The following is a 21,412-nucleotide window of genomic DNA, read 5'->3' as shown; positions in this document are numbered from 1 at the left end:
CTACCGATGATATCCATCATCCAGTAACGTTATTCATCTCCTTGAGGTAATCCTATGCAATCCGAAGAACAACGTCTTATCGATGGTCTGTTTGGCCGCTTGAAAGAAGCCGAGACCAAGACGGGCCAGAGGGATCTCCAGGCAGAGCAGCAAATCAATCAGCACATCCGTGAACAGCCTTCTGCGCCCTATTACATGGCGCAGGCGATGATCATTCAGGAAGCGGCACTCAAGCAGTTGGATCAGCGGGTGAAAGATCTGGAAAGCCAACTTGTCCAACAACAGCAAAATAACGCCAGCCAGCCAAGCAGCGGTGGTTTTCTGGCCGGTCTGTTCGGCGGCGGCAACCGCAATACGCCAAGCCCGCGTGAGCAGTATCAGGCACAACAGCAAAATAACGCGGCATGGAACAATCAGCCGCAAGCGGGCTATGCGCCGCAACAGCAGCAACCCGCTTACAGCCAGCCACCACAGGCGGCACCTTCACGTGCCGGTGGGTTCCTCGGTGGGGCATTGCAGACCGCTGCCGGCGTGGCTGGCGGGGTGGTATTGGCCGATATGCTGACCGGCATGTTCCGCCATTCGCAACCGCAAGAGATTGTGAACATTATCGATGAGACCCCGGCAACGCCGGTGGATGACAGCGCAATGAACAATTTCGACGCCTCCAACAACCTCGACACCTTCAACGGTGGCGATAGTCGCTTCCTCAATCAGGATAACGGCTTCCAGAACGCGGATTATCAAAACGACGATAACACCGATTTCTCTGATGACGATTACAGCGACGACGATTCGTTTATCTGATGCCAGCCCCTCTCCGCCCGGAGAGGGGTTTAATGTTTCTTGTTCCCCACATCCTGGTCTACAGTTAATCCTTGCCAATGACCGCAAGTGACGAGAAACCATGTCAAAAATTCCCTCTACCCGCCCTTTTGCTAGCGCCCGCATGCTGATGCGTCCGCCGGTGGCCGACGATGTTGCCCGCTTTTACGCTATTTTTGGCGATCCGGAGACTCAACGCTTTAACCCCGCCGGACCTGTCGCCAATGAGCAGTTGGCACGGCAGGCGCTGACAGAAAGGATCGAAAACTGGCGGCAGCACGGCTATGGTTCCTGGGCGATTGCACTGCATGAACGGCCGGAGTGGATTATTGGATTTGGCGGGATTTCCTGGCGGCCGCTGGGAGCACAGCGTACGGTGAATCTGGGTTATCGTTTTGACACCCAGGTTTGGGGCCGTGGATTGGCTACCGAACTGGCGCAAGCCTCGCTGGAATATGGTTTCGAACAGCTGCGGCTGGCAGAAATTTCTGCGGTTGTACGTGAAAAGAACCTGGCCTCGTGCCGCGTGCTGGAAAAAGCGGGTTTACGTTTGGTGGATACTCTGGATGATGTGCCCGGCGATAGGCCAAGCCTGGTTTACAGCATGCTGCGCAGCGAGTATCAGCACTACTGAACCGACGGATCATCGTTGATTTTCGCCAGTTCCCGACGGTAAGACTTCACCTTCTGGCGTTTCTTCAGCCAGGTGGTAGTGGATACGATAAAAATCAGACCGGACATGGTCAGTACGCCAATCGGATGGCCGTAAAACACCATCAGGGTAAAATAAATGGCAGAGACAATCGCTACCCATTTCGCCGTATTCCCCATCGTATTCTTTTCCCGACTTAAACGGCGGATGTGCTCTTCTTCACTGATTCCCATACTCTCTCCCGATTGGCTGAACGTTCCATTATATGGGGCCGGAATGCTGATATTTCAATCGATTAAAGGGTAAAGAAGCGTAAAGCTCAGCGGGTTTATTCACCGCGGCGATGCAGATAGCGCTCCCGCAACTCCGGCCCAGGCAAGGCAGTGCCGTCGTTGCGGCCAAACAGCCGATAGCGGTTACGCGCCACCGCATTGTAAAACGCATCCACCAACCGTTGCGGCAGAAAGCGAGCCAATGCCAGCAGACGAAATGGCCAGCCCAGCTGTTGCAGTGCCTGAAAAAACGCCGCCGAACGCAGCCAATGTCGATCCTGATCCAGATAAACAATGGAGTCAAAACGGTCGGTGGGTAACGCCAGCCAGCGCAGGATCGCCTGCCCCTCCACGGATTGCACCGTAGCCAGCAGGATCTTGCCGTGACGATCGGCGCGGATCAAAAATCTCACCAGCCCGTGACACAGGTTACATTCGCCATCGAATAACAGCACCCGGTCACCGGGCTGGAGATAAGGGGGGAGCGCTGGCTGATTCATTTTGCCTCCTGAGGGAATGCCACCAGACTAGCGTGCATTCCCTCTCAGAGCCAATAGACCCGTTTAAGGCGCTAGGGGGGCCGGTGGATGATCCGGCAACGCCACAACCGAAACGCGGACCTCATAATGCTTGGCACTACTGGCCGGGATCACCGCAGTCAGCTTATTGATGGTTTCAGTAGGGTTATCGCTGGCGGAAGTCGCGCAGAATAGCTCGCCCCCGTGACAAAAACCCGGTTTGGGCATATGCCCACCAGGGAACGGCGGCAAGCGGAAGCCTTGCTCAGCCAGCGGCGGGGCATTTTTATCGGCCGGAGCCGGAGCGGAAAGCGCACTGACGCTGAACAGCGTCACGGCAGCCAGAAATGGCAGTGCCAGTACTTTAACGGTATTTTTCATGTTATGACCTCATTTGCCGGGATTGGGCTTAACCTACCCCGCCCCCGGCACATGAGAAAGCCGCTTTTCACGACCTTTTCACCCCGATGATCTTTGCTTACATCCCATCACTAACGTGATGAAAGTATAAGGATTATGTAAAAATCATGAAGAAGTTTTTGTTGAGAACACACGGCTGTGCAACATGAAAAGCATTCAGCCTAACGATTTTTACGACTGCGTTTTTTTCTTCTGTCTGAAGTTTTCATCATCAATACAATAATGATAGGAATCGATAATCAAGCCTGTCAGCCGCAAGATATTCTCAGGTCGGTCAATAATAATATGCCCTCCAGCAGCAAGTTCTAAACCCGCTCGGATAATTTCGGCATGTCTCTCTTCGTTGATTTCCAAAGGGAGTAATACGGTAGGCCTCTGCTTATTGTCGAAATAGCGTAAAACCCATCGGGTAGTCTTCCCCTGAACCAGAATACTGAAATAACTTTCCGTATCTTTTGCTGTTAAATCTGCACTTTCACCCAGGATCATTGCCACATTTTCAAATAAAGCCCGCTCTGCAAAGGTTGTAACTATCTTACTGTTTTCTGGGTCAATAATCGGCGCTAGCGGATCGATTTCGTTGCTTTTATTAGCGTCACCAAACTCTTCAGACGGCGTTTTATTTTCAGAAGTTACAGACAGCCCGGAAACCACCATTGCACTTACCGCTTTCTCTACGGCCAGGCGCACCAGAGGGGTGATCGTCTCAAGAAAACGCTGGTTAAGTTGACGTTGAACGTTAGAACGATTCGCCACATACCTGACAAAATCCACGTCCACATCTCTTAAACTGGCACTGATTGTTTTGGTAAATGATGTCAGATAAATGCTTTCTTCAGCCAAGGTTCTCAATGCCTCCGGCTGAAATTGATCGTGTCTAAACCTATAAAGCTGTTCAATATCAGAGTCATTTAAATCATTAAAATCTATCTTAAGGAATGGCGTATCATCCATGATATTTTTATCTTTCAGATCGGTAAAGAACCGCCATTCCTTGCCGTTGGTGATTGCTGATACGGTGACTTCTGGGGTGGCATTAAAGTAACGTGATAGCTGTGGGCTGTGGTTTGTTAAGTTTTGGCTGAAGGATTTCGCCTCAATAAACATGACAGGTACGGCATGACAGAAAAGAGAATAATCAACCCGCTCCCCCACTTTAACTCCTGGGAAATCAGCGCCATACTCTGCTTTTACTTTAGTGGGGTCATAAGGGTGAAAACCAAGAATTTCCAATAAAGGTAAAATTAATGCCTGCTTTGTTGTTTCTTCCGTGTTGCAATGCTGGCCTACCGTAGCGACATGATGTACATGCGCTTTAAGCTTATCTCTGAATGCATTCATCAAACATCCCTCTTGCTGTGTTAGAAATGGGTCATTTCTTAAAGTCATACCTACAGAAAGATTTACTAATTTCACCAACGTTACCGTATCGGTAACTGGCTGAGTTTATTTGTTGAATAAAATAATATTAACCTTAAACATTAAATATATAGCAGAACAAGCAAGCTTTGATCAAAGGCATCAATTCAATATTAATACATAGTTCAAAAATAATCGGTCAGCATTCATAACCAGAAAAAAACTTATAGAAACTTAATCATTTCAATCGCAATCGAATTGCAGTATTTCACGGTTGCATTTCTGGTATTTTCTTGCTGAAACAGAACGGGATAAGCGGTAAGGAGGCGGGTATAACAGATGGATTTATCTACCAATATTTTCAGTCAGCTAATATCCCTCAGTCTGGATAAAATCAAATGGAGCACAGCCAGCAGCTGCGCTCCAGAGACATTACTTACCGCTGGTCAGCGTGCTGTAACTGGTCATCAGGTTGCGGTAGTCGGGGATATGGTTCGCAAACAGGGTACCCAGCCCTTCGACGTCGTTGCGCCAGTCGCGGTGCAGTTCACAGGCAACGCCGAACCAGGTCATCAGCTGCGCGCCTTCGGCTTCCATACGGCTCCAGGCCGATTGACGGGTCAATTCGTTAAAGGTGCCGGAGGCGTCGGTGACCACAAACACCTCAAACCCCTCACTGAGAGCAGACAGCGCCGGGAAGGCCACGCATACTTCGGTGACCACCCCAGCGATAATCAATTGTTTGCGGCCGGTGGCTTTCACCGCTTTAACGAAGTCATCGTTGTCCCAGGCATTAATTTGACCAGGACGCGGGATAAAGGGGGCATCGGGGAATTGCGCTTTGAGTTCCGGTACCAACGGGCCGTTGGGGCCATCTTCAAAACTGGTGGTCAGGATGGTCGGCAGATTGAAATATTTCGCTAAATCACCCAATGCCAGTACGTTGTTTTTAAAACGATCGGGATCGATATCTCGTACCAGTGAAAGCAGCCCTGCCTGATGATCCACCAGCAATACGGCAGCCTGATCCTTGTCGAGGCGCTTGTAATTTGCAGTCATGGTTTACTCCTGTGGGGTTTTGATTATTGCGTTGAAGGTTGCCTTGGCCGATCAGGCCAGAGCGCAGAGATTGTCTTAAAGTGTAGAACCGGATCCGGAGCTGTTTTTCCGGATCGGTTCTGAGCTGTGGATTGAGCTTAGACGGCTTCGTGCTTTGCCACCATGCTGCCAAACTTGCCACCGTTGAAGTCATGGAAAGCCTGCTGAATTTCCGCGTCGCTGTTCATTACGAACGGGCCATAACCGACGATTGGCTCGTCGATGGGCTCGCCACTCAGTACCAGCAAGCTGACGTCATTATTGGCTTCAATAGTGACTGAATCCCCCGCACGGTCGAACCTGACCATTTGGGTTTCACGCACCACTTCCTCGCCGTTAACATGAATGGCCCCGTGCAGCATCACCAGCGCCAGCGTATGGCCTTCTTTCACCGTCAGCGTGGTGGTGTGACCGGCGTTCAACTTCATGTCCCAGACATTGAGCGGGCTGAAGGTGCGTGCCGGGCCTGCTGCGTCGCCGAAACTACCGGCAATCACCCGAACCTGCCCTGCGCCGTCCGCCAGTGGAACCACCGGGATATCCGCATTCAGCAGCGTCTGGTAACCCGGCTCAGCCATTTTGTCCTTGGCCGGCAGATTTACCCACAACTGCACCATTTCCATGGTGCCGCCGTTGCGCGAGAAATCCCGTGAATGGAACTCTTCATGCAAAATACCCGAGGCGGCTGTCATCCACTGCACGTCGCCGGGGCCAATCACTCCGCCGCTGCCGGTGGAATCGCGATGCTCGACTTCCCCCTGATAGACGATGGTCACCGTTTCAAACCCGCGATGCGGGTGCTGGCCAATGCCACGGGTGCCGGAGGCAGAACGAAACTTGGTTGGCGCCGCATGATCCAACAGCAGGAACGGGCTCATTTCCGCCCCCAGATCGTTATAGGAGAACAGCGAATTCACCAGGAAGCCGTTGCCGACCCAATGGGCTTCAGGGCTGTTGTAAATACCGAGGATCTTTTTCATCTTGAACTCCTGTTTCAGGTCTCACGACCTTAGGTTGATGCCAGAAGTTTAATCCAACGCCATTTGCTGCAGTAGTAGGCAAGATGTACACTCAGCGTTCTATATATGGAACGATAAGGACAGGCGATGTTCACTGATTTGAACGATCTGTTTTATTTCGCCAGCGTGGTCGACCATCAGGGGTTCGCCCCCGCCAGTCGGGCGCTGGGTATTCCCAAGTCCAAACTGAGCCGCCGCGTGGCACTGTTGGAAGAACGTCTGGGCGTGCGTCTGATCCAACGCTCGACGCGGCGTTTTTCCGTCACTGACGTGGGGCTCAATTACTACGCACACTGCAAGGCGATGTTGGTGGAAGCGGATGCGGCACAGCAGGCGATCGAACAAACCCGCGCCGAACCCTGCGGCACGGTGCGCATGTCCTGCCCGGTGGCGATCCTGCATACCCGGGTCGGCAGTATGGTGGCGGCCTTTATGGCCGATTACCCGCAGGTCACGGTGCACCTGGACGCCACCAACCGTCGGGTTGATGTGGTGGGAGAAGGGCTGGATCTGGCGATCCGCGTGCGGCCACCGCCGCTGGAAGACAGCGATCTGGTACTGAAGATCCTGGCGCAGCGCACCTGGTGTGTCGCCGCCAGCCCGGCATTGGTACGCACCCTCGGTCCGGTGCAACGACCGGAGGATTTGCATAAGTACCCCACGCTCGATCTTGGGCCTGCACGCGCACAGCATCTGTGGCAGTTGACCGGGCCGGACGGCGTGAAAGTGGAATGGGAACACAGGCCACGGCTGGTCACCGACGATATGCTGATGTTGCGTACCGCGGCAATTGCCGGTGCCGGTATTGTACAACTGCCGTCGATGATGATGCGCGACGACATGTTGCGTGGGGAACTGGTGCAACTGTTACCCGGCTGGCAGCCACAGGGCGGCGTGGTGCATGCGGTTTACCCGTCACGCCGTGGGCTGCTGCCGGCGGTACGCCTGCTGCTCGACTATCTGGCGCAACAGTTCGCGACTATCGAAGAAGAGTGATCAACCGGTGATTTCGATGGCATTGCCATCGGGATCGCGGATGATCGCCTCGTAAAAACCGTCACCGGTCCAGCGTGGCGGCGCTTGCAGGATCCCCTCCTGCTGCGCTCGCTGCGCCAGTTGATCGACCAGGCCCTCGTCGCCGAGCGACAGCGCAATATGCGCCCAGCCGACTCGTTCACTGGCCTGCTCCGCCGGCAGCAACGCCGGCAAACTCATGATCTCCAGCGTTGGGCCGCTGGCCAGGCTGACAAACCGGGAAACAAAACCCGGACGGTTGTTGCTGACGTACAATTCTCCTGCCACGCCGTTGAAGTAACGCTGCCAGAACGCCACCTGGGCATCAATATCACGGGTCCACAGGGCAACATGGGCTATTTTCATCTCAGTCTCCAATAGGGGAATCGCTGTACAACACCTTGCCGCCGCTGTGGGTCACCTGCTGTTCGAGCTGTGGGTGTCTGCCGGGAGGCGTAACCAAATAATCAACGCGGCTGGCATGAAGGAAGCTGTAAGGGGCATAGGTATTGAGTTTGTCGCCGGTACAGAGCACCGCCACATTTCCGCAACGCGTCAGCAGGCGTTTTTTGAACTGCGCATCCTGATAATTCAGCGCCGAAAAACCGCTGCCCGGCTCATAGGCGCAGATGCCGGTAAAGGCGATGTCGAAATGAAAACCGTCAATTTCCTGCACCGCTTTAGCGTCCACGCAACCACCGATGTCGGCATCCAGCTCACCGCCGATTAAAATAGTGCGGATCCCCGGCCGTCCCAGCATTTTAGCGGCGATACTCAGCGAATTGGTCACCACTGTCAGCCGTTGGTCGGATGGCAACAGATCGGCCAGATAAAGGTGGGTGCTACCGGCATCGAGGAAAATCACCTGATCCTGCTTGATCAACGCCAGTGCGGCCAACGCCAGCGCCTGTTTCTCATCACCGCTCAAAAGCAGCCGCGCACCGATCGGCCCGGTTGCCGGTGTCGGTGCCAGTGCGCCGCCATAAATGCGCTTACACAGGTTCTGAGCTGCCAACTGGCGCAGATCGCGCCGAATGGTGGCTTCGGTGGTGTTCAGGCGCTCGGCCATTTCGACTGCCAGCACCTGCCCCTGTTGCTGTAGCAAGGTCAGGATCGCTTCATGGCGTTGGTTGGGGAGCAGTTTGGACATTCTGTCTCTCTGCGGCAAATAAGTGATCAAGAATGTACATAAACGTTCATAAATGTACAAACTCTTTCGTTGCCGTTATGCAGAAATGGGATCGGGTAAAATGCAGGAATTTCATGACCGGGTCCCCGCTCCCGAACGATTTGGCTATACTGAGGCAAGCAACGTTACCGTAGAACGTAACAGCTTGGGCGCTAAGGGAAAAAGATGCTGTCAAGAATAGTGAAGTGGCTGTTTCAGTTACCGGTCAGGCTGTTTGGGGGGATTTTCAGGAGTCGCCTGACGATTTTTATCTTCTTTATGCTGATCGCCGTCGGGGTGTTCAGCGCCAAGCGCTATCTGCGCGCACATCAAAACGACGACGAGTTTGTCTCGGTCATCCCCACTGATTACAACCGGGCTATCCAGCGTGAACTGCCGCTGCGCGAGGCACGCGAACAGTGCGGAGGCCCGCTGCATGACAATGCCGGACAGCCTTGGCCAACCTCGGCCGGTTTCTTGCATCAGGCGGAACACCAGGCCAACGGGCACCTGCAGCAACTGACGCTGGACAATCAAAACAACGATTTTCCGGTATTGGTCAAACTGGAAACGCCCGGCCAACCACAACAGCTGGCAGAAGTGTTTATTCCCGCGGCAGGCAGCTTCAATCTCAAAACCAATCCGGCTGGTGAATATGTCCTGAAGATCAGAAATATCAAAAGCGGCTGTAACTTCCGCTCCCGGCCTTTCACCCTGAGCAGTCAGCAGAATTGGCGGCTGCCGCTAACCCCGCAAACGGACGGCAGCGTGCGGCTACAGCCGATCAGCGATCGTGAGTTCTAACCAGAGCGCTTATTTCTTCACCGGGTGGTCACGGCGGAACAGTTCCCAGCTTTCAATTTCCTGGCCATCAGGCAGGGTGCAGGTGGAATACTGGCCGTTGGCGTTTTGTTTGGCATTCAATTTGCCGCCAATCTCGGTGCAATAAACGTCTGCCGGATTAGCCATGCCGATCGGTTTCATCTTGGGTGGGGGTGGTGCATCGTTGGAGTTCATGGTGCAGCCCTGTAGCATCGCCATCCCTGCGAGCAGGGAGATCATCAGAATTTTTTTCATTTTTCTCTTATACAAAATTAAAACGGCGGGCCACCAAAGCGCCCGCCGTTAACATTATCAGGAAATAAAGGAAGCGCCCTGTTTCAGTACCAGATCGCAGGCCTTTTGTTTCACCTGTTCGGTGATTTGCGAAGTCCCCAGGCTGTTCAGATCCAGGCTCTTGCCTTCGCCGGTTTGCAGCAAACCGCCCAGCCCTTGCTGGTAATCCTGGCTCTTGGCGTTCTCAGTGCTGCTGATGCCCAACTTGTTCAGCAGTTTGTCTTGCACCGCCTCCGCGCTATTGCCTGACAATACGTTGTTTTTCACGCAGTACTGCAGGATACCGGCCGCATTGGTCATGCTGTTGGAGCTCAGCGCTTTATCACCGCCGTTCAACAAACCGGTCAATGAGGACAGCGAGGTGCCGCCAGTGCTGTCGCCTGACTTACTCAGTTCACCGGCTGCGCTGCTGAGAGAATCCATCAGTCCGGCAGCCTGAGCCGCGCCGCAGGTCATAGCGGTGGTCAATGTCAGTGCCAACAGTAAACGTTGCTTGGTGTTCATGGGGTAAAACTCCTGTTTATCTCGCCATCCCGGCCTGTTTCCCATAGCTCTGTGTGGCAGGGGAAATCAAGCGGGTCTATCCGGTGCAATAAGCGCAATGCGCTGGGTCACATCTTCGGACGCCACCACCCACGACAAGTTCCTTTTAACTGACCATGCCGCGATTTTTTCGGAATTCAGGTAATTTCTTGGCTGAATAATCAGCAACAGGGGGGAATCAGGGGCAGGTCGAACGACCCACCGGTGATTAGAACTGCCAGCGGAACCAGCCAAAGAACACGTTGCCGTTATTGTAGGTACCGGGAATATAGGTAGCCTGGAAGGTCAGCTTTTTATAGCCGATGGAAGCCAACGGCAACGGCGCCGGAATAGGAATGTAATTCCAGTTATCGCGCGCGGTGATACTGGCGGTAAAGCCCAGGCCGAGACGGAAATCCTTGTCCTCCAGCGGTCGCCAGATCTTCTCATAAGCGTAACCGCCGATCGGTTCCCACTTATTGAACGAATCCTTGAATGCCATCAGATAGAGGCCATGCCAGTCGCCGTCGCTGTCATAACGCGAGATACCATAACCGGCGCCCCACGGCCGCTCATTGTATGAATCGATTTTTTCCTGGCTGTAAGTCAGACGGTTATGCCAGGTAATTGCCGGCACATAGAGGTCTTTATTCGGAGAGTTGTTCCAGGTTTCCGCCACGTTACTGGTGAAACGCTGCCACAGACCCGGCTTTTCAGCCTGCGTGGCGTTGCTATTTTCTGCACCAACCTCAGCGTAAGAAGGTAGTGCAGGAAATAGCAACGCTACTGTGCAAGCCAAAATGGTCCGTTTAAAAAACATCATAAACTCCTGTAAAAAATAAGGCCGAGGATTCTTACCGATCGCCCCATCAAGATCAAGCTGTATCTTATTTATCCAGCCTGTTTCTGCCCCCTGTTGTCACTTGGTTAAGTTTAGCCGCCATCAGGGGAGAAAGCCGATTTTGGGCGCTCAGGCTACCCTTCCCCCAGGGCAGCGTCTGTCAGAATACTCCGCAATCACGCTGCCACGGCAGCAAGGGCTAACGGTAATGTGGCATACGGTAAAACTTCTTTTCTGTTCTGGATGTAGCGAAATGTTTACCCCCTTCCGGCAAGCAAATGTAACGGCGGTCACGTTTTTAATCACTACTGACAAGCCGTTTTATCAGCAATCCTGACAAACTGAGGCCCCTGCCACACAGAGATGCTGTAAATATGCAGTTACATCGCTGCAATAGTGGCCCAAGCCACCAATAACAAACGGATGGCAGGGAGTAATTTAATCAGCAGGCAAAAGTACCGGATGCGCACCCGGTACCCTATGATCTGGCTACACAAGCCAGATTTTACATATCCGTTACATTCAATGAAAAATACCACTGCCAATATCCATACAATCAATGCCGATTAGTCACAACGTAAACCCCCGAATACAAGCCTCCGGCCCCCGATACAGCCGCCACAACTTGAACAAGCCGATAGTTTAAATAATTGTTAAAGCTAACCAACGAAGCCCAGCCTACAGGGGCCAAGTTTTATTTCATGGTTCGCTACACAACATCGCCGGCAATGAATTTTGCCGTTCTCTGCCTGATAAAAGAAAGATAAGAAATCCGGAGAAATACATGAAAATCACTATTGGGGCTTTTATCCTGCAACAGCTCCGCACCCTCAACATCGATCGTATTTATGGCGTCCCCGGCGACTATAATCTGGCGCTGCTGGAACTGATTGAACAGGATGACAAACTGGAGTTCATCGGTAACTGTAATGAACTCAATGCCTCCTACGCAGCAGACGGCTATGCGCGGCTAAAAGGTGCCGGAGCACTGATCACCACCTACGGCGTCGGCGACCTGGCAGCGCTGTCCGGCATTGCCGGGGCCTACGCCGAATCGGCCCCGGTGGTCTGTCTGTCCGGTACCCCGCCGCTGCATGCCATGAAAAACCACCTGCTGCTGCACCACACGCTGGCGGACGGCAACTTTGATAACGTGATGAACTGCTTTAAACAATTTACCGTCGCCCAGGCATTAATTACGCCGGAAAATGCGGCGGTGGAAATCCCCCGTGTTATTTCCCGTGCCTGGACGGAAAAGAAACCGGTTTATTTGCAATTGCCTTCCGATATTTGTGATGTAGAAATCGAAATAACCCAACCGGTAACAGCGCCGCAATTACCGGCCAGCGACAAATATAATGTTCAACTGGCGGCGATGGCGTTGCTGGCGCAAATCAAACAAGCAAAGAAACCGATAATTCTGGTCGACCAAATGGTGGATCGTTTTCAGCTACAGCAATTAGTGATCGACGTGGCGCATAAATTCGCCATCCCGCTCACCAACATGCCGACGGCCAAATGCATTATTCCTGAAACCACGCCGGGCTGGATGGGCGGTTACAGCGGTAATCTTTCACGCCCCGAACTCTTTGAACACATGGCGCACGCCGATTGCGTACTAAGCTTTGGTGTACGACTGGTGGACTCCACCACCGGTTATTTCTCGCATCGCATCCCGTCCGACGCGCAAATCGATATTCAGCCGTTCTCGCTGAATCTGGGTAATACCTCCTACCCGGCAGTGGCGACGGCAGACCTGCTCCAGGCGCTGCTGGCATTGGGTGAAGGCGTGGCAGATCATCAGCCGGCCCCGCTACCTGAAGCGCGCCATCGGCTGGCGACGCCGAGCGATACCCCAATCGATCAAGCTTATTTATGGCAGCGCCTGCAACGCTTTATTCGGGCCGATGACGTGCTGGTGGTAGAGAACGGCACTTCTGGCGCGGCGATTGGCGGCATGCGGATGCCGGACGGTATCCAGGTGGTCAATCAACCCATTTGGGGTTCGATCGGTTATACCCTGCCGGCGCTGCTGGGTACCATGATGGCCGCACCGGAACGTCGGCACCTGCTGTTTATTGGCGATGGCTCGTTCCAGCTTACCGCGCAGGAAGTTTCCACCCTGCTGCGCTACGATCAGAAGCCGATTATCTTCCTGATTAATAATGACGGTTACACCATCGAGCGTTATATTCTCGGCGAAAATTCGTCGTACAACGATATTGGGCCATGGGACTACGCCAAGCTGCCGGCGGTGCTCAACACCCAGGCGACACCGTATTGCGTAGCGGTAGAAACCACTCAACAGCTGGAGTTGGCGCTGGAGCACGCCTCACGACAGGATCAATTGACCTTTATCGAAATAAAGCTGCCGATGATGGACACACCGCCGGTGATGAAGGAATTTTGCAACCGCTGCAATAACTTTAACTTCGGCCTGACCAACCCGCGTCGCGCTTAACCTCCCGGCGTCTCCCGTCGTTGCTCAGGGAACGGCGGTTTTCCCCAAAGCCTGCACTATCTGCTGCTGCAAAGTCTGCAGCAGCGGGTGGTGCCGCCTGGCCCCCAAACGCATGGCATGTGCCACCAGCGGCAAAGGCAGCCTGCTCTCAAGGGAAGTCTCTACCTGCACTCGCCGGTCAATAGACTGCAGATTGAGCAGACCAATGCCCATACCGGCGGAGATCGCGGCCAACATCCCCGCCACCGATGGACACTCCACCGATACCTGATGAGCAATACCCGCAGCGCTCAGGCGCTCTTGTGCCAGGCGGCGATAAAAACAGTCCGGCCCGTAGCTGACCAGTTTCACCCTGTCTCCGGGCTGATAGCGCCAACCGGGTGGTACACACCAGTGAATAGGTTCCGTTGCCAGCACCACATCCTCTGCGCTCAACGCATCGCAAAACTGCTGATGCAGCACCAGATCCAGCGTTCCTTGCTCCAGCGCATCACGCAACACCTGGCTTTGCTCAATCACCAACTGAACATCCACCTGCGGGTGTTGGTGGCTAAAGGCCGCCAGCAAGGCAGACAACTGGGGTAAAGACATCTGCTCCGTGGCACCAAAACGCACCTTGCCCTGCAATAATGAGGGGGAGAAATGCGCCAGTGCCCGATCGTGAGCCAGCAAAATTTGCCTTCCATATGACAACAGCGCCTCGCCATCCGCTGTGGCCGTCAACGTCATGCCATGACGATTCACCAGCGTACGCCCCAACTGCTCTTCCAGCCGTTTGATTTTCCAGCTCACCGCCGACTGGCTGAGATTAAGCTGCTGTGCCGCGCGCGTCATACTGCCGGTATCAATAACATTCTGAAGCGCCCGCAATGCATCAATGGATAAGCGCTGGTTCATAGACATCTCATGACAAAAATGGGATTTACTCACCATAACTTGTCATTGGCGTCATAGAAAGCCGATGAGTATGGTTTGTGTACCACACCACAAACGGGTAATCATCATGAATGGCTTAACCTCATTGCTTAATCAGCAGGTTATCGTCGATGGCCATCGTATTGCCACCGGCACACATGGCACTGGCGAACCTCTGGTATTGGTACACGGTACCCCTGCCCACGCGATCATCTGGCGGGATTTGCTGCCCAGCCTGACGGCGGCAGGCTTCAGAGTCCATCTCTATGATTTACTGGGCTACGGCGCATCGGAACGCCCGCTGTCGGCCGACACTTCGATTGCTGCACAGGCAGATTTTCTGATCGGCCTGCTGGACCACTGGCAACTGGATTCCACCCACGTGTTTGGTCACGATATAGGTGGCGCCTTGTCACTGCGCGCAGCGTTCGAGCATTCCCGACGCTTTCGCTCGCTGACCATCGCCGACATTTGCAGTTACGATTCCTGGCCTTCTCCAAGCTGGCGCGGTATCCGTGATAACTATCGGCAGTACGCCATCATGGATGCGTCACAACACGAGCAGACCCTGGCTCGCCAACTGAAAATGGCGGTGTTCAATAAGTCGCGGATGTCCGGGGAGCTATTACAGCACTATCTGGCCCCCATCGTCGGCGTGGTCGGTCAACCGGCATTTTATCAACACCAAATCGCCCATTACGATGCCCGCTATACTGAAGACTTTGCTCAGCGCCTGCCAGAGCTACGCCTGCCGGTGCAAATTCTGTGGGGTGAGAACGATGAATGGCAGCCGGTCAGTTACGCCTACCGTTTGCAGAGCGATATTCCCGGCGCCAGGCTGCAGGTGATCTCACAGGCAGGGCATTTTTTAATGGAAGACGCGCCGGAAAGGGTAGCCCAACAGCTGGTGACGTTTATTCATTCACTTAAACCGGGCAAATAAGCCCAGGAGAACATGATGCAACTGATTGGCATGCTGGATTCACCCTATGTGCGTCGGGTGGCAATTTGTCTGAAGTTATTGGAGATAGAGTTTGAGCACCGCGCTCTTTCGGTTTTCCGCGATTTTGAACAATTCAAAGCCATTAATCCGGTAGTAAAAGCCCCGACGCTGGTGCTCGCCGACGAACAAATTCTGATGGATTCTTCGCTGATCCTGGAATACGCCGCCGGCATCGCCCCCACCGGCAAGAGTCTGCTGCCGACTCTGGGCGCTGCGCGACTCTGTGCCCTGCAACTGAATGGCCTGGCGCTGGCCGCCTGCGAAAAAACGGTGCAAATCGTTTATGAACAACGGTTACGGCCGCAAGAGAAACAGCACCAGCCCTGGTTGGATCGCGTTCAGAGCCAGTTGCTGGCAGCCTACGTCGAACTGGAAAAACAGCTGGCGCAGACTGGCGCTGCCGCACCGGTCATGGGTAGCGCCGAAGTCAGCGTGGCGGTTGCCTGGAGCTTCACTCAGCTAATGCTGCCAGGGCTGATTAGCGCCGATAACCACCCTTTACTGGCGACATTTGCCGCTCAGGCCGAACGGCATCCTGCGTTTCTCAGCACCCCACAAGTCTAACCCGCCGAGGCGCGCGTCATGCAACGTTGGCGCCGCTCATCCACCCGTTTGGCAAACCAGGCGGTGGTCAACTTACGGGTGATTTTCGGGCTTTCCAGTTGAATGCCCGGCAGCATTTCCCGTGGCAGTTTCTTGCCGGTGGATTTCTCCGCCAGGGCATAGACTCGCTCATACAGGTCGGTGTCGGCAAACTCCGGCAAATCCCCCTTCTCCAGCGCCCGACGAATCGACGAGTCGCTCATGTTCAAACGCTTGCCGAGGGTGCGTACCGCCAGCTCGGTGGTGCCCGGCTTGTCGGTACCGAAGTTAATCAAATCCCCGTCCAGCGCCAACGGAATACCGGTCGTCCGGCTGACTGCACTCTGGAAGGCCGCGTTGCGGCTGGCATACCAACCGGCATTGAAGTCGGCAAAGCGGTAAATCGGTTGGCTGTAGTTGGCCGGATAGCCCAACAGGTGAGCGATACCGAAATACATGCCGCCACGGCGGCTGAACACTTCACGGCGGATGGTGCCGTCAATCGGGTACGGGTAGCCTTTGGCATGGGCTTCGGCGAAGGCAATGCTCACCTGCATCGGCCCGGCGGTATGCACCGGATTCAGGCTGCCAAACAGCTTTTGCCCCATCGGCACCGAATTAATCATGTCATCAAAGATATCGCTCAGGTCTTTTTCGGTGCGCACCTTATCGAGCCGATCGCTGTAGCTCTTGCCGTTCGGTGATTTGATCATCAGGGCGGTATGCACCAGGAAGTTGGGAATATGCAGCTGGTCGGCGCGGCGGTCGATCTCTTTCCAGGCGATTTTTGGCAGCCCCGGCACCGGCGGGTTAGCCTGGAAGGTCGACTCCTGCTCGGTGACGGCCAGCACCGAACACAGGTTCTGGTCGCTGGGTTCAATGCCCTGCGCAGCAAAAGCGGCGGTGATATCGGTGGCCCAACCCTGACGGTCTGCGGTGTTGGCCGGCATTAACCGCACCAACTGGGCTTTGACGTCTGCCGGGCGTTGCACTGGCGTCGTGGTCGTGGTTTTGGTGCTACAACCGGCCAGCACCAGCAGTGCGCCCAGGCTCAATGGCTTGATAAAACGGCGAATTAGCATCTTTTCCCTGATCTTTTAGCATAAACTGCACTGACGTTAGCCCAGGCTGGGGCCGTGATCCAGCTTAAATATGCCGATCCTCTCGTACGGCCACTAGGAAAATCCACTTTGATGATCTCAGACATGTTCAAAACAGCCATAAACATGTATTTTATATGCAACATATAAAATCGTGATGCGGCAACGCAGAACCCAAGGAGTGATAGATGAACGAACTGCTTTGTTATAAAACCCTGCCGGAGTGGAACAGCACTACGCTGCCAGAGAGCTTCCAGCAAAAGCACAACACCCAAAGCGGTACCTGGGCCAAACTCAGGCTGCTGAGCGGAACATTGACCTTCGCGTTGATGACCGAGGAAGGCGAAACTACCGAAACCTGGCAGTTCAGCCCCGAGAGTCAACCGCCGTTTATCGAGCCGCAGCAATGGCATCGCATCGTTTCATTCTCCGATGATATGACCTGCCAACTGGCTTTCTATTGCTCGCCGGAAGATTACTATCACAAGAAGCACCAACTGACACGCACCCACTCAGAAGTCATCGAGGCCGTACAGCAGATAGCCCCCGGCAAAACGCTGGATTTGGGCTGTGGCGGCGGGCGCAACTCGCTTTATCTCAACCTGAAAGGCTTTGACGTCACCGCCTGGGACAAGCATGCTCCGTCTATCGATAACCTCAATAACATTATCGCCAGCGAAGGCTTATCGCATATCCGTGCCAGCGTGCAAGATCTCAATACCCATAGTTTCAGCGGCGAATACAACTTTATCCTTTCTACCGTGGTGTTGATGTTCCTCAACCCGGCGCAGATCCCGCGGCTGGTGAAAAACATGCAGGACAGCACGGTCAACGGCGGTTACAACCTGATCGTCGCGGCGATGGATACCCCGGATTATCCTTGCAGCCTGCCCTTCCCATTCACCTTTAAACCGGGTGAGTTGAAAGAGTATTACGCCGGGTGGGAAGTGCTTAAGTACAACGAGGACGTTGGCCAACTGCACAAAACCGATGCCGCCGGTAATCGTATTTCGCTGCGTTTTGCCACCCTGCTGGCACGTAAGCCATAGTTCCCTTTGCGCCTGCGCGTCACTGACGGTAAATACGGCAAACAACATGAAGTTTATTACGTTGCCAACCCGCCCCTGCGGCGTTAGGATCGCGCCCGGCTACGGGTGTAGCCAGTGTTATTGGCTGTCAGTTCCGCGCATGGAGAGGTTATTGTGTTAGAAAGTTTTGGCGTCCTGAATCTTTGGACCTATCTGGCCGGGGTGGTTTTTATCATCATCCTGCCGGGCCCGAATACGTTGTACGTGCTGAAAACCGGCGTGACACGCGGTGTGCGGGCCGGCTATACCGCCGCGCTGGGCGTGTTTATCGGTGATGCAATCCTGATTTTCTGCGCCTATATCGGCGTGGCTTCGCTGATCCGCACCACGCCCTTCCTGTTTACCCTGGTGCGTTTTCTCGGCGCAATTTACCTGCTGTTTCTGGGTGCCAAAATTCTCTATGCCACCTTCATCCAGAAAAACGCGGAGCAGCATCAACAGATTGAAGGCAGCCACAGCATTCTGCGCAAATCGCTGACGCTCAGCCTAACCAATCCGAAAGCGATCCTGTTTTATGTGTCGTTCTTCGTGCAGTTTATTGACTTCGACTATGCCCACACCGGCCTGTCGTTCACCATTCTGGCGTTGATCCTCGAATCGGTCAGCTTTCTCTATATGACCACGCTGATTTTCTCCGGCGCGATGCTGGCGCACTTCTTTAACCACAAGAAAGGCCTGGCAAAACTGGGCAATGGTCTGATTGGCCTGCTGTTCCTCGGCTTTGCCACCCGTTTGGCGACCCTCAGCTCCTGACTCTATTCACCAACGGCTGACGCCCTCAGTCGTTGGTTTCCCACCCGATACTGTCACGCAGGACAAACCGATTGTCAGGCAGACAAAAGCCGATCCTCCCCGCCTGCTATAGACTTTTAAGGTTAACGATAGCGACCTTTTTTGTCTGACAGGAGGGCGTATGCCTGACAATACCCTAGCAGTGATGGACAGCGTTTCGCGTTTTCTCGATCGTCATCATGGGCTGTATATTGACGGCCAATGGTGCGAGTCCAGTGCCGAAGGCCGGTTGGCGGTATATAACCCCGCTGACGGAAAACAAATTTCCTCCACCGCCGACGCCAACACACAAGATGTCGCGCGCGCCGTGCAATCGGCCCATCAGGCTTTCACCTCCGGAGTCTGGGCCCAACGTTTACCCGCCGAGCGCGAGCGCATTCTACTGCGCTATGCCGACCTGCTTGAACAACACACCGAAGAGCTGGCCCAGTTGGAAACGCTGGAACAGGGCAAGTCGATCAATATCGCCCGCATGTTCGAGGTCGGCTGCACGCTGAACTGGATGCGCTATACCGCCGGGCTGACCACCAAAATCACCGGCCAGACGCTGGACGTGTCGATCCCGATGCCGCCGGGAGCCAAATATCAGGTTTATACCCGCAAAGAACCGATTGGCGTGGTGGCCGGTATCGTGCCGTGGAACTTCCCGCTGATGATCGGCATGTGGAAAGTGATGCCGGCGTTGGCAGCGGGTTGCTCCATCGTCATCAAACCCTCTGAAACCACCCCGCTCACCCTGCTGCGCATGGCCGAACTGGCTAGCGAAGCCGGTATCCCGCCGGGCGTATTTAACGTGGTGACCGGCAAAGGCACCGGCTGTGGCAAGGCACTGACCGAACACCCGTTGATCGCCAAAGTGAGCTTTACCGGCTCCACACCGGTGGGTAAAGGCATCGCGCGTGCGGCGGCGGATCGCCTGACACGCGTCACGCTGGAACTGGGCGGTAAAAACCCGGCCATCGTGCTGAAAGACGCCGATCAACAACAGGTTATCGAAGGCCTGATGGCGGGCAGCTTCCTCAATCAGGGCCAGGTGTGCGCCGCCAGCTCACGGATTTATATTGAAGCACCGATCTACGACAGTCTGGTGGCCGGGTTCGAACAGGCGGTGAAATCACTGACCGTCGGGCCGGGCATGGATGCCAACGCGCAGATCAACCCGCTGGTCTCCAGCGATCACCGTAATAAAGTCGCAGCTTATCTGGACGACGCCAGATCCAAGCATGCGGAACTGATCAGCGGTGCGGCCGGGCCAGACTCGCAAGGGTTCTATATTCCGCCGACGCTGGTGATTAATCCGGACGACAAGCTGAATCTGGCACGCGAAGAAGTGTTTGGCCCGGTGGTCAACCTGATCCGGGTGGCGGACACCGAAGAAGCGCTAAGCAAAGCCAACGACACCGACTACGGCCTGACCGCCAGCCTGTGGACCACCAGCCTGCAGGCAGCAATGGCTTATACACCGCGCATTCAGGCCGGTACGGTGTGGGTCAATACTCATACGTTGATTGACGCCAACATGCCATTCGGCGGCTTTAAGCAATCGGGCAGCGGCCGCGACTTCGGCCCGGACTGGCTGGATGCCTATACCGAATCCAAATCGGTGTGCATTCGTTACTAAGAGCGCCTTAATCATCAATAGCGCCGCAGATGGCGCTATTGATATTGCTTGCGGTATTCGCTCGGCGAAACGCCAAAACGGCTTTTGAAGGCGGTGGAAAAGTGGCTGTGATCGGCAAAACCCCAGTCATAGCCAATGGTCGCCAGTTTCTGCCGTTCCGGCGCGCAGCGTAACGCCTGCGCGCACAAATCCAGACGGCGATGCTTGATATATTGCGCCACCACCAGCCCCTGACGAGCAAACATCCGATACAGACTGCGCACCGAAACGCCAAGCTCACCGGCGATCCATTCTGGCCGTAACTGCGGCGACTGAATGTGTGTATCAATAAACGCCAGCGTACGGCTGAAACTGTGCGGAGGGCTGTCTTGCTCTACCACGCGATCGACCAGCGCCGGACGCAACAGCGTCGCAACCGCGTTCAATATCGCCTCGCTCTCCGGGGCGCTCATCTGCGAGTCCTGCATACACCCCAGCACCAGTTGTCGGCTCAGACGCGCTACGCTGCTTTGCGCATCGAGCCGCCGGGCGCACTGTACATCGGACGCGGACTGCTCAAGGTAACTACGCGGCATCAGCAATGAAATTTGGCGGGAGTCTTGTTGAAAGGTAAAGCTGCTGGTGCGCGAAGCATCAATTAGCGTGACGTCACCGGCGGACAACACCGTCTGCCGATCGCCCTGTTCCATCAATGAGCTGCCACGTAGCTGAAACACCGTAAAAAAGTGCGAGCCGTCGCTGCGGGCAATCTCCTGTTGGGTACGATACAGCCGGGTCTGCGCGGCATCCACCACGCTCAGGCGCAGCGCATGGGCGCGGAACTCCTGCATCGCACCGCTAAAGCCTGGCCCCAGCGTCCTGGCGCAAAACCGGCCGCAGGCGGAATTGATTTTCGCCAACCACTCCTCGAAACCAACCTCCCTGACCTGTGCGGAAATTGCCATGCTTTACCTCTTCCAACATCAGCGATGAACAGAAAATCAACATAACAACCCGATAACATACAAGCAATGCCGGAACCGGGAT

General features: G+C 54.6%; 24 protein-coding genes. 10 read left to right on the top strand and 14 right to left on the bottom strand.

Features of this window, described 5'->3' with window-relative positions; all coding sequences use genetic code 11:
* Nucleotides 1-54 precede the first annotated feature (54 nt).
* Both E5C26_RS05015 and E5C26_RS05010 read left to right on the top strand, forming a co-directional pair.
* Nucleotides 55-807, top strand: a complete 753-nt coding sequence (locus tag E5C26_RS05015; protein WP_135315328.1) for a DUF2076 domain-containing protein — start codon at nt 55-57, stop codon at nt 805-807.
* Between the two features lie 100 nt (nt 808-907).
* Nucleotides 908-1,459 (top strand): GNAT family N-acetyltransferase, encoded by a 552-nt coding sequence (locus E5C26_RS05010; RefSeq protein WP_135315327.1) that lies wholly within the window; start codon nt 908-910, stop codon nt 1,457-1,459.
* On the opposite strand, the gene E5C26_RS05005 is transcribed toward E5C26_RS05010, so the two are convergent.
* The 6 genes from E5C26_RS05005 to E5C26_RS04980 form a co-directional block, all read right to left on the bottom strand.
* The gene (locus tag E5C26_RS05005; RefSeq protein ID WP_135315326.1) at nt 1,453-1,710 is read right to left on the bottom strand and encodes an ABC transporter ATP-binding protein; all 258 of its coding nucleotides are present in this window, start codon (nt 1,708-1,710) and stop codon (nt 1,453-1,455) included. The two genes, E5C26_RS05010 and E5C26_RS05005, sit on opposite strands and share 7 nt — an antisense overlap.
* A 95-nt stretch (nt 1,711-1,805) precedes the next feature.
* Nucleotides 1,806-2,249: a thiol-disulfide oxidoreductase DCC family protein gene (locus E5C26_RS05000; protein WP_135315325.1), complete on the bottom strand. Its 444-nt coding sequence runs from the start codon at nt 2,247-2,249 to the stop codon at nt 1,806-1,808.
* A gap of 63 nt (nt 2,250-2,312) precedes the next feature.
* On the bottom strand, nt 2,313-2,648 hold the full coding sequence (locus E5C26_RS04995; RefSeq protein WP_135315324.1) for a hypothetical protein: 336 nt from the start codon (nt 2,646-2,648) through the stop codon (nt 2,313-2,315).
* 210 nt (nt 2,649-2,858) lie between these two features.
* Nucleotides 2,859-4,028, bottom strand: coding sequence for a type I restriction endonuclease (locus E5C26_RS04990; RefSeq protein WP_135315483.1), 1,170 nt, complete (start codon nt 4,026-4,028; stop codon nt 2,859-2,861).
* Between the two features lie 450 nt (nt 4,029-4,478).
* Nucleotides 4,479-5,105, bottom strand: a complete 627-nt coding sequence (gene ycaC / locus E5C26_RS04985) for an isochorismate family cysteine hydrolase YcaC (RefSeq protein WP_135315323.1) — start codon at nt 5,103-5,105, stop codon at nt 4,479-4,481.
* A gap of 137 nt (nt 5,106-5,242) precedes the next feature.
* The gene (locus E5C26_RS04980; RefSeq protein ID WP_135315322.1) at nt 5,243-6,124 is read right to left on the bottom strand and encodes a pirin family protein; all 882 of its coding nucleotides are present in this window, start codon (nt 6,122-6,124) and stop codon (nt 5,243-5,245) included.
* Nucleotides 6,125-6,250: 126 nt separating this feature from the next.
* Here E5C26_RS04980 and E5C26_RS04975 point away from each other — a divergent pair, with 126 nt between their 5' ends.
* Nucleotides 6,251-7,159 carry a LysR family transcriptional regulator gene (locus E5C26_RS04975; protein WP_135315321.1) on the top strand — a complete coding sequence of 303 codons (909 nt, stop codon included), beginning with the start codon at nt 6,251-6,253 and terminating at the stop codon, nt 7,157-7,159.
* Here E5C26_RS04975 and E5C26_RS04970 read toward each other — a convergent pair whose 3' ends face one another.
* Nucleotides 7,160-7,543 carry a VOC family protein gene (locus tag E5C26_RS04970; protein ID WP_135315320.1) on the bottom strand — a complete coding sequence of 128 codons (384 nt, stop codon included), beginning with the start codon at nt 7,541-7,543 and terminating at the stop codon, nt 7,160-7,162.
* 1 nt (nt 7,544) lies between these two features.
* Nucleotides 7,545-8,327, bottom strand: a complete 783-nt coding sequence (locus tag E5C26_RS04965; protein ID WP_135315319.1) for a DeoR/GlpR family DNA-binding transcription regulator — start codon at nt 8,325-8,327, stop codon at nt 7,545-7,547.
* Nucleotides 8,328-8,531: 204 nt separating this feature from the next.
* Between E5C26_RS04965 and E5C26_RS04960 the strand changes: the two genes are divergently transcribed.
* The gene (locus tag E5C26_RS04960; RefSeq protein WP_135315318.1) at nt 8,532-9,149 is read left to right on the top strand and encodes a hypothetical protein; all 618 of its coding nucleotides are present in this window, start codon (nt 8,532-8,534) and stop codon (nt 9,147-9,149) included.
* 9 nt (nt 9,150-9,158) lie between these two features.
* Here E5C26_RS04960 and E5C26_RS04955 read toward each other — a convergent pair whose 3' ends face one another.
* The 3 genes from E5C26_RS04955 to pagP form a co-directional block, all read right to left on the bottom strand.
* Nucleotides 9,159-9,422: a putative hemolysin gene (locus E5C26_RS04955; protein ID WP_135315317.1), complete on the bottom strand. Its 264-nt coding sequence runs from the start codon at nt 9,420-9,422 to the stop codon at nt 9,159-9,161.
* A gap of 57 nt (nt 9,423-9,479) precedes the next feature.
* A complete protein-coding gene (locus E5C26_RS04950) occupies nt 9,480-9,965 on the bottom strand; it encodes a DUF2501 domain-containing protein (protein ID WP_135315316.1) in 486 nt (161 codons plus the stop codon).
* A gap of 247 nt (nt 9,966-10,212) precedes the next feature.
* Nucleotides 10,213-10,806, bottom strand: a complete 594-nt coding sequence (gene pagP / locus E5C26_RS04945) for a lipid IV(A) palmitoyltransferase PagP (protein ID WP_135315315.1) — start codon at nt 10,804-10,806, stop codon at nt 10,213-10,215.
* Between the two features lie 802 nt (nt 10,807-11,608).
* Here pagP and E5C26_RS04940 point away from each other — a divergent pair.
* Nucleotides 11,609-13,285, top strand: a complete 1,677-nt coding sequence (locus E5C26_RS04940; RefSeq protein ID WP_135315314.1) for an alpha-keto acid decarboxylase family protein — start codon at nt 11,609-11,611, stop codon at nt 13,283-13,285.
* Between the two features lie 24 nt (nt 13,286-13,309).
* Here the strand turns inward: E5C26_RS04940 and E5C26_RS04935 are convergent, their stop codons facing one another.
* Nucleotides 13,310-14,218, bottom strand: coding sequence for a LysR family transcriptional regulator (locus E5C26_RS04935; protein WP_135315313.1), 909 nt, complete (start codon nt 14,216-14,218; stop codon nt 13,310-13,312).
* A 70-nt stretch (nt 14,219-14,288) separates the two neighbouring features.
* On the opposite strand from E5C26_RS04935, the gene E5C26_RS04930 reads away from it, so the two are divergent.
* A complete protein-coding gene (locus E5C26_RS04930; RefSeq protein ID WP_409513899.1) occupies nt 14,289-15,143 on the top strand; it encodes an alpha/beta fold hydrolase in 855 nt (284 codons plus the stop codon).
* Nucleotides 15,144-15,158: 15 nt separating this feature from the next.
* A complete protein-coding gene (locus E5C26_RS04925) occupies nt 15,159-15,767 on the top strand; it encodes a glutathione S-transferase (RefSeq protein WP_135315481.1) in 609 nt (202 codons plus the stop codon).
* Here the strand turns inward: E5C26_RS04925 and E5C26_RS04920 are convergent.
* Nucleotides 15,764-16,867 (bottom strand): DUF1615 domain-containing protein, encoded by a 1,104-nt coding sequence (locus E5C26_RS04920; RefSeq protein ID WP_135315312.1) that lies wholly within the window; start codon nt 16,865-16,867, stop codon nt 15,764-15,766. The two genes, E5C26_RS04925 and E5C26_RS04920, sit on opposite strands and share 4 nt — an antisense overlap.
* A 206-nt stretch (nt 16,868-17,073) precedes the next feature.
* Between E5C26_RS04920 and tehB the strand changes: the two genes are divergently transcribed.
* From tehB to E5C26_RS04905, 3 genes are all read left to right on the top strand, one after another.
* Nucleotides 17,074-17,934, top strand: coding sequence for an SAM-dependent methyltransferase TehB (gene tehB / locus E5C26_RS04915; protein WP_135315311.1), 861 nt, complete (start codon nt 17,074-17,076; stop codon nt 17,932-17,934).
* 153 nt (nt 17,935-18,087) lie between these two features.
* Nucleotides 18,088-18,726, top strand: coding sequence for a leucine efflux protein LeuE (gene leuE, locus E5C26_RS04910; RefSeq protein WP_135315310.1), 639 nt, complete (start codon nt 18,088-18,090; stop codon nt 18,724-18,726).
* Nucleotides 18,727-18,886: 160 nt separating this feature from the next.
* A complete protein-coding gene (locus E5C26_RS04905; protein ID WP_135315309.1) occupies nt 18,887-20,386 on the top strand; it encodes an aldehyde dehydrogenase family protein in 1,500 nt (499 codons plus the stop codon).
* 35 nt (nt 20,387-20,421) lie between these two features.
* Here E5C26_RS04905 and feaR read toward each other — a convergent pair whose 3' ends face one another.
* Nucleotides 20,422-21,330 (bottom strand): transcriptional regulator FeaR, encoded by a 909-nt coding sequence (gene feaR / locus E5C26_RS04900; protein ID WP_135315308.1) that lies wholly within the window; start codon nt 21,328-21,330, stop codon nt 20,422-20,424.
* Between the last annotated feature and the right edge of the window lie 82 nt (nt 21,331-21,412).

It is taken from the genome of Serratia proteamaculans, assembly GCF_004684015.1.
GTDB lineage: Bacteria > Pseudomonadota > Gammaproteobacteria > Enterobacterales > Enterobacteriaceae > Serratia > Serratia proteamaculans_F.
Note: the sequence above shows the minus strand (reverse complement) of the source record. Positions and strands in the feature narration are given on the sequence as shown.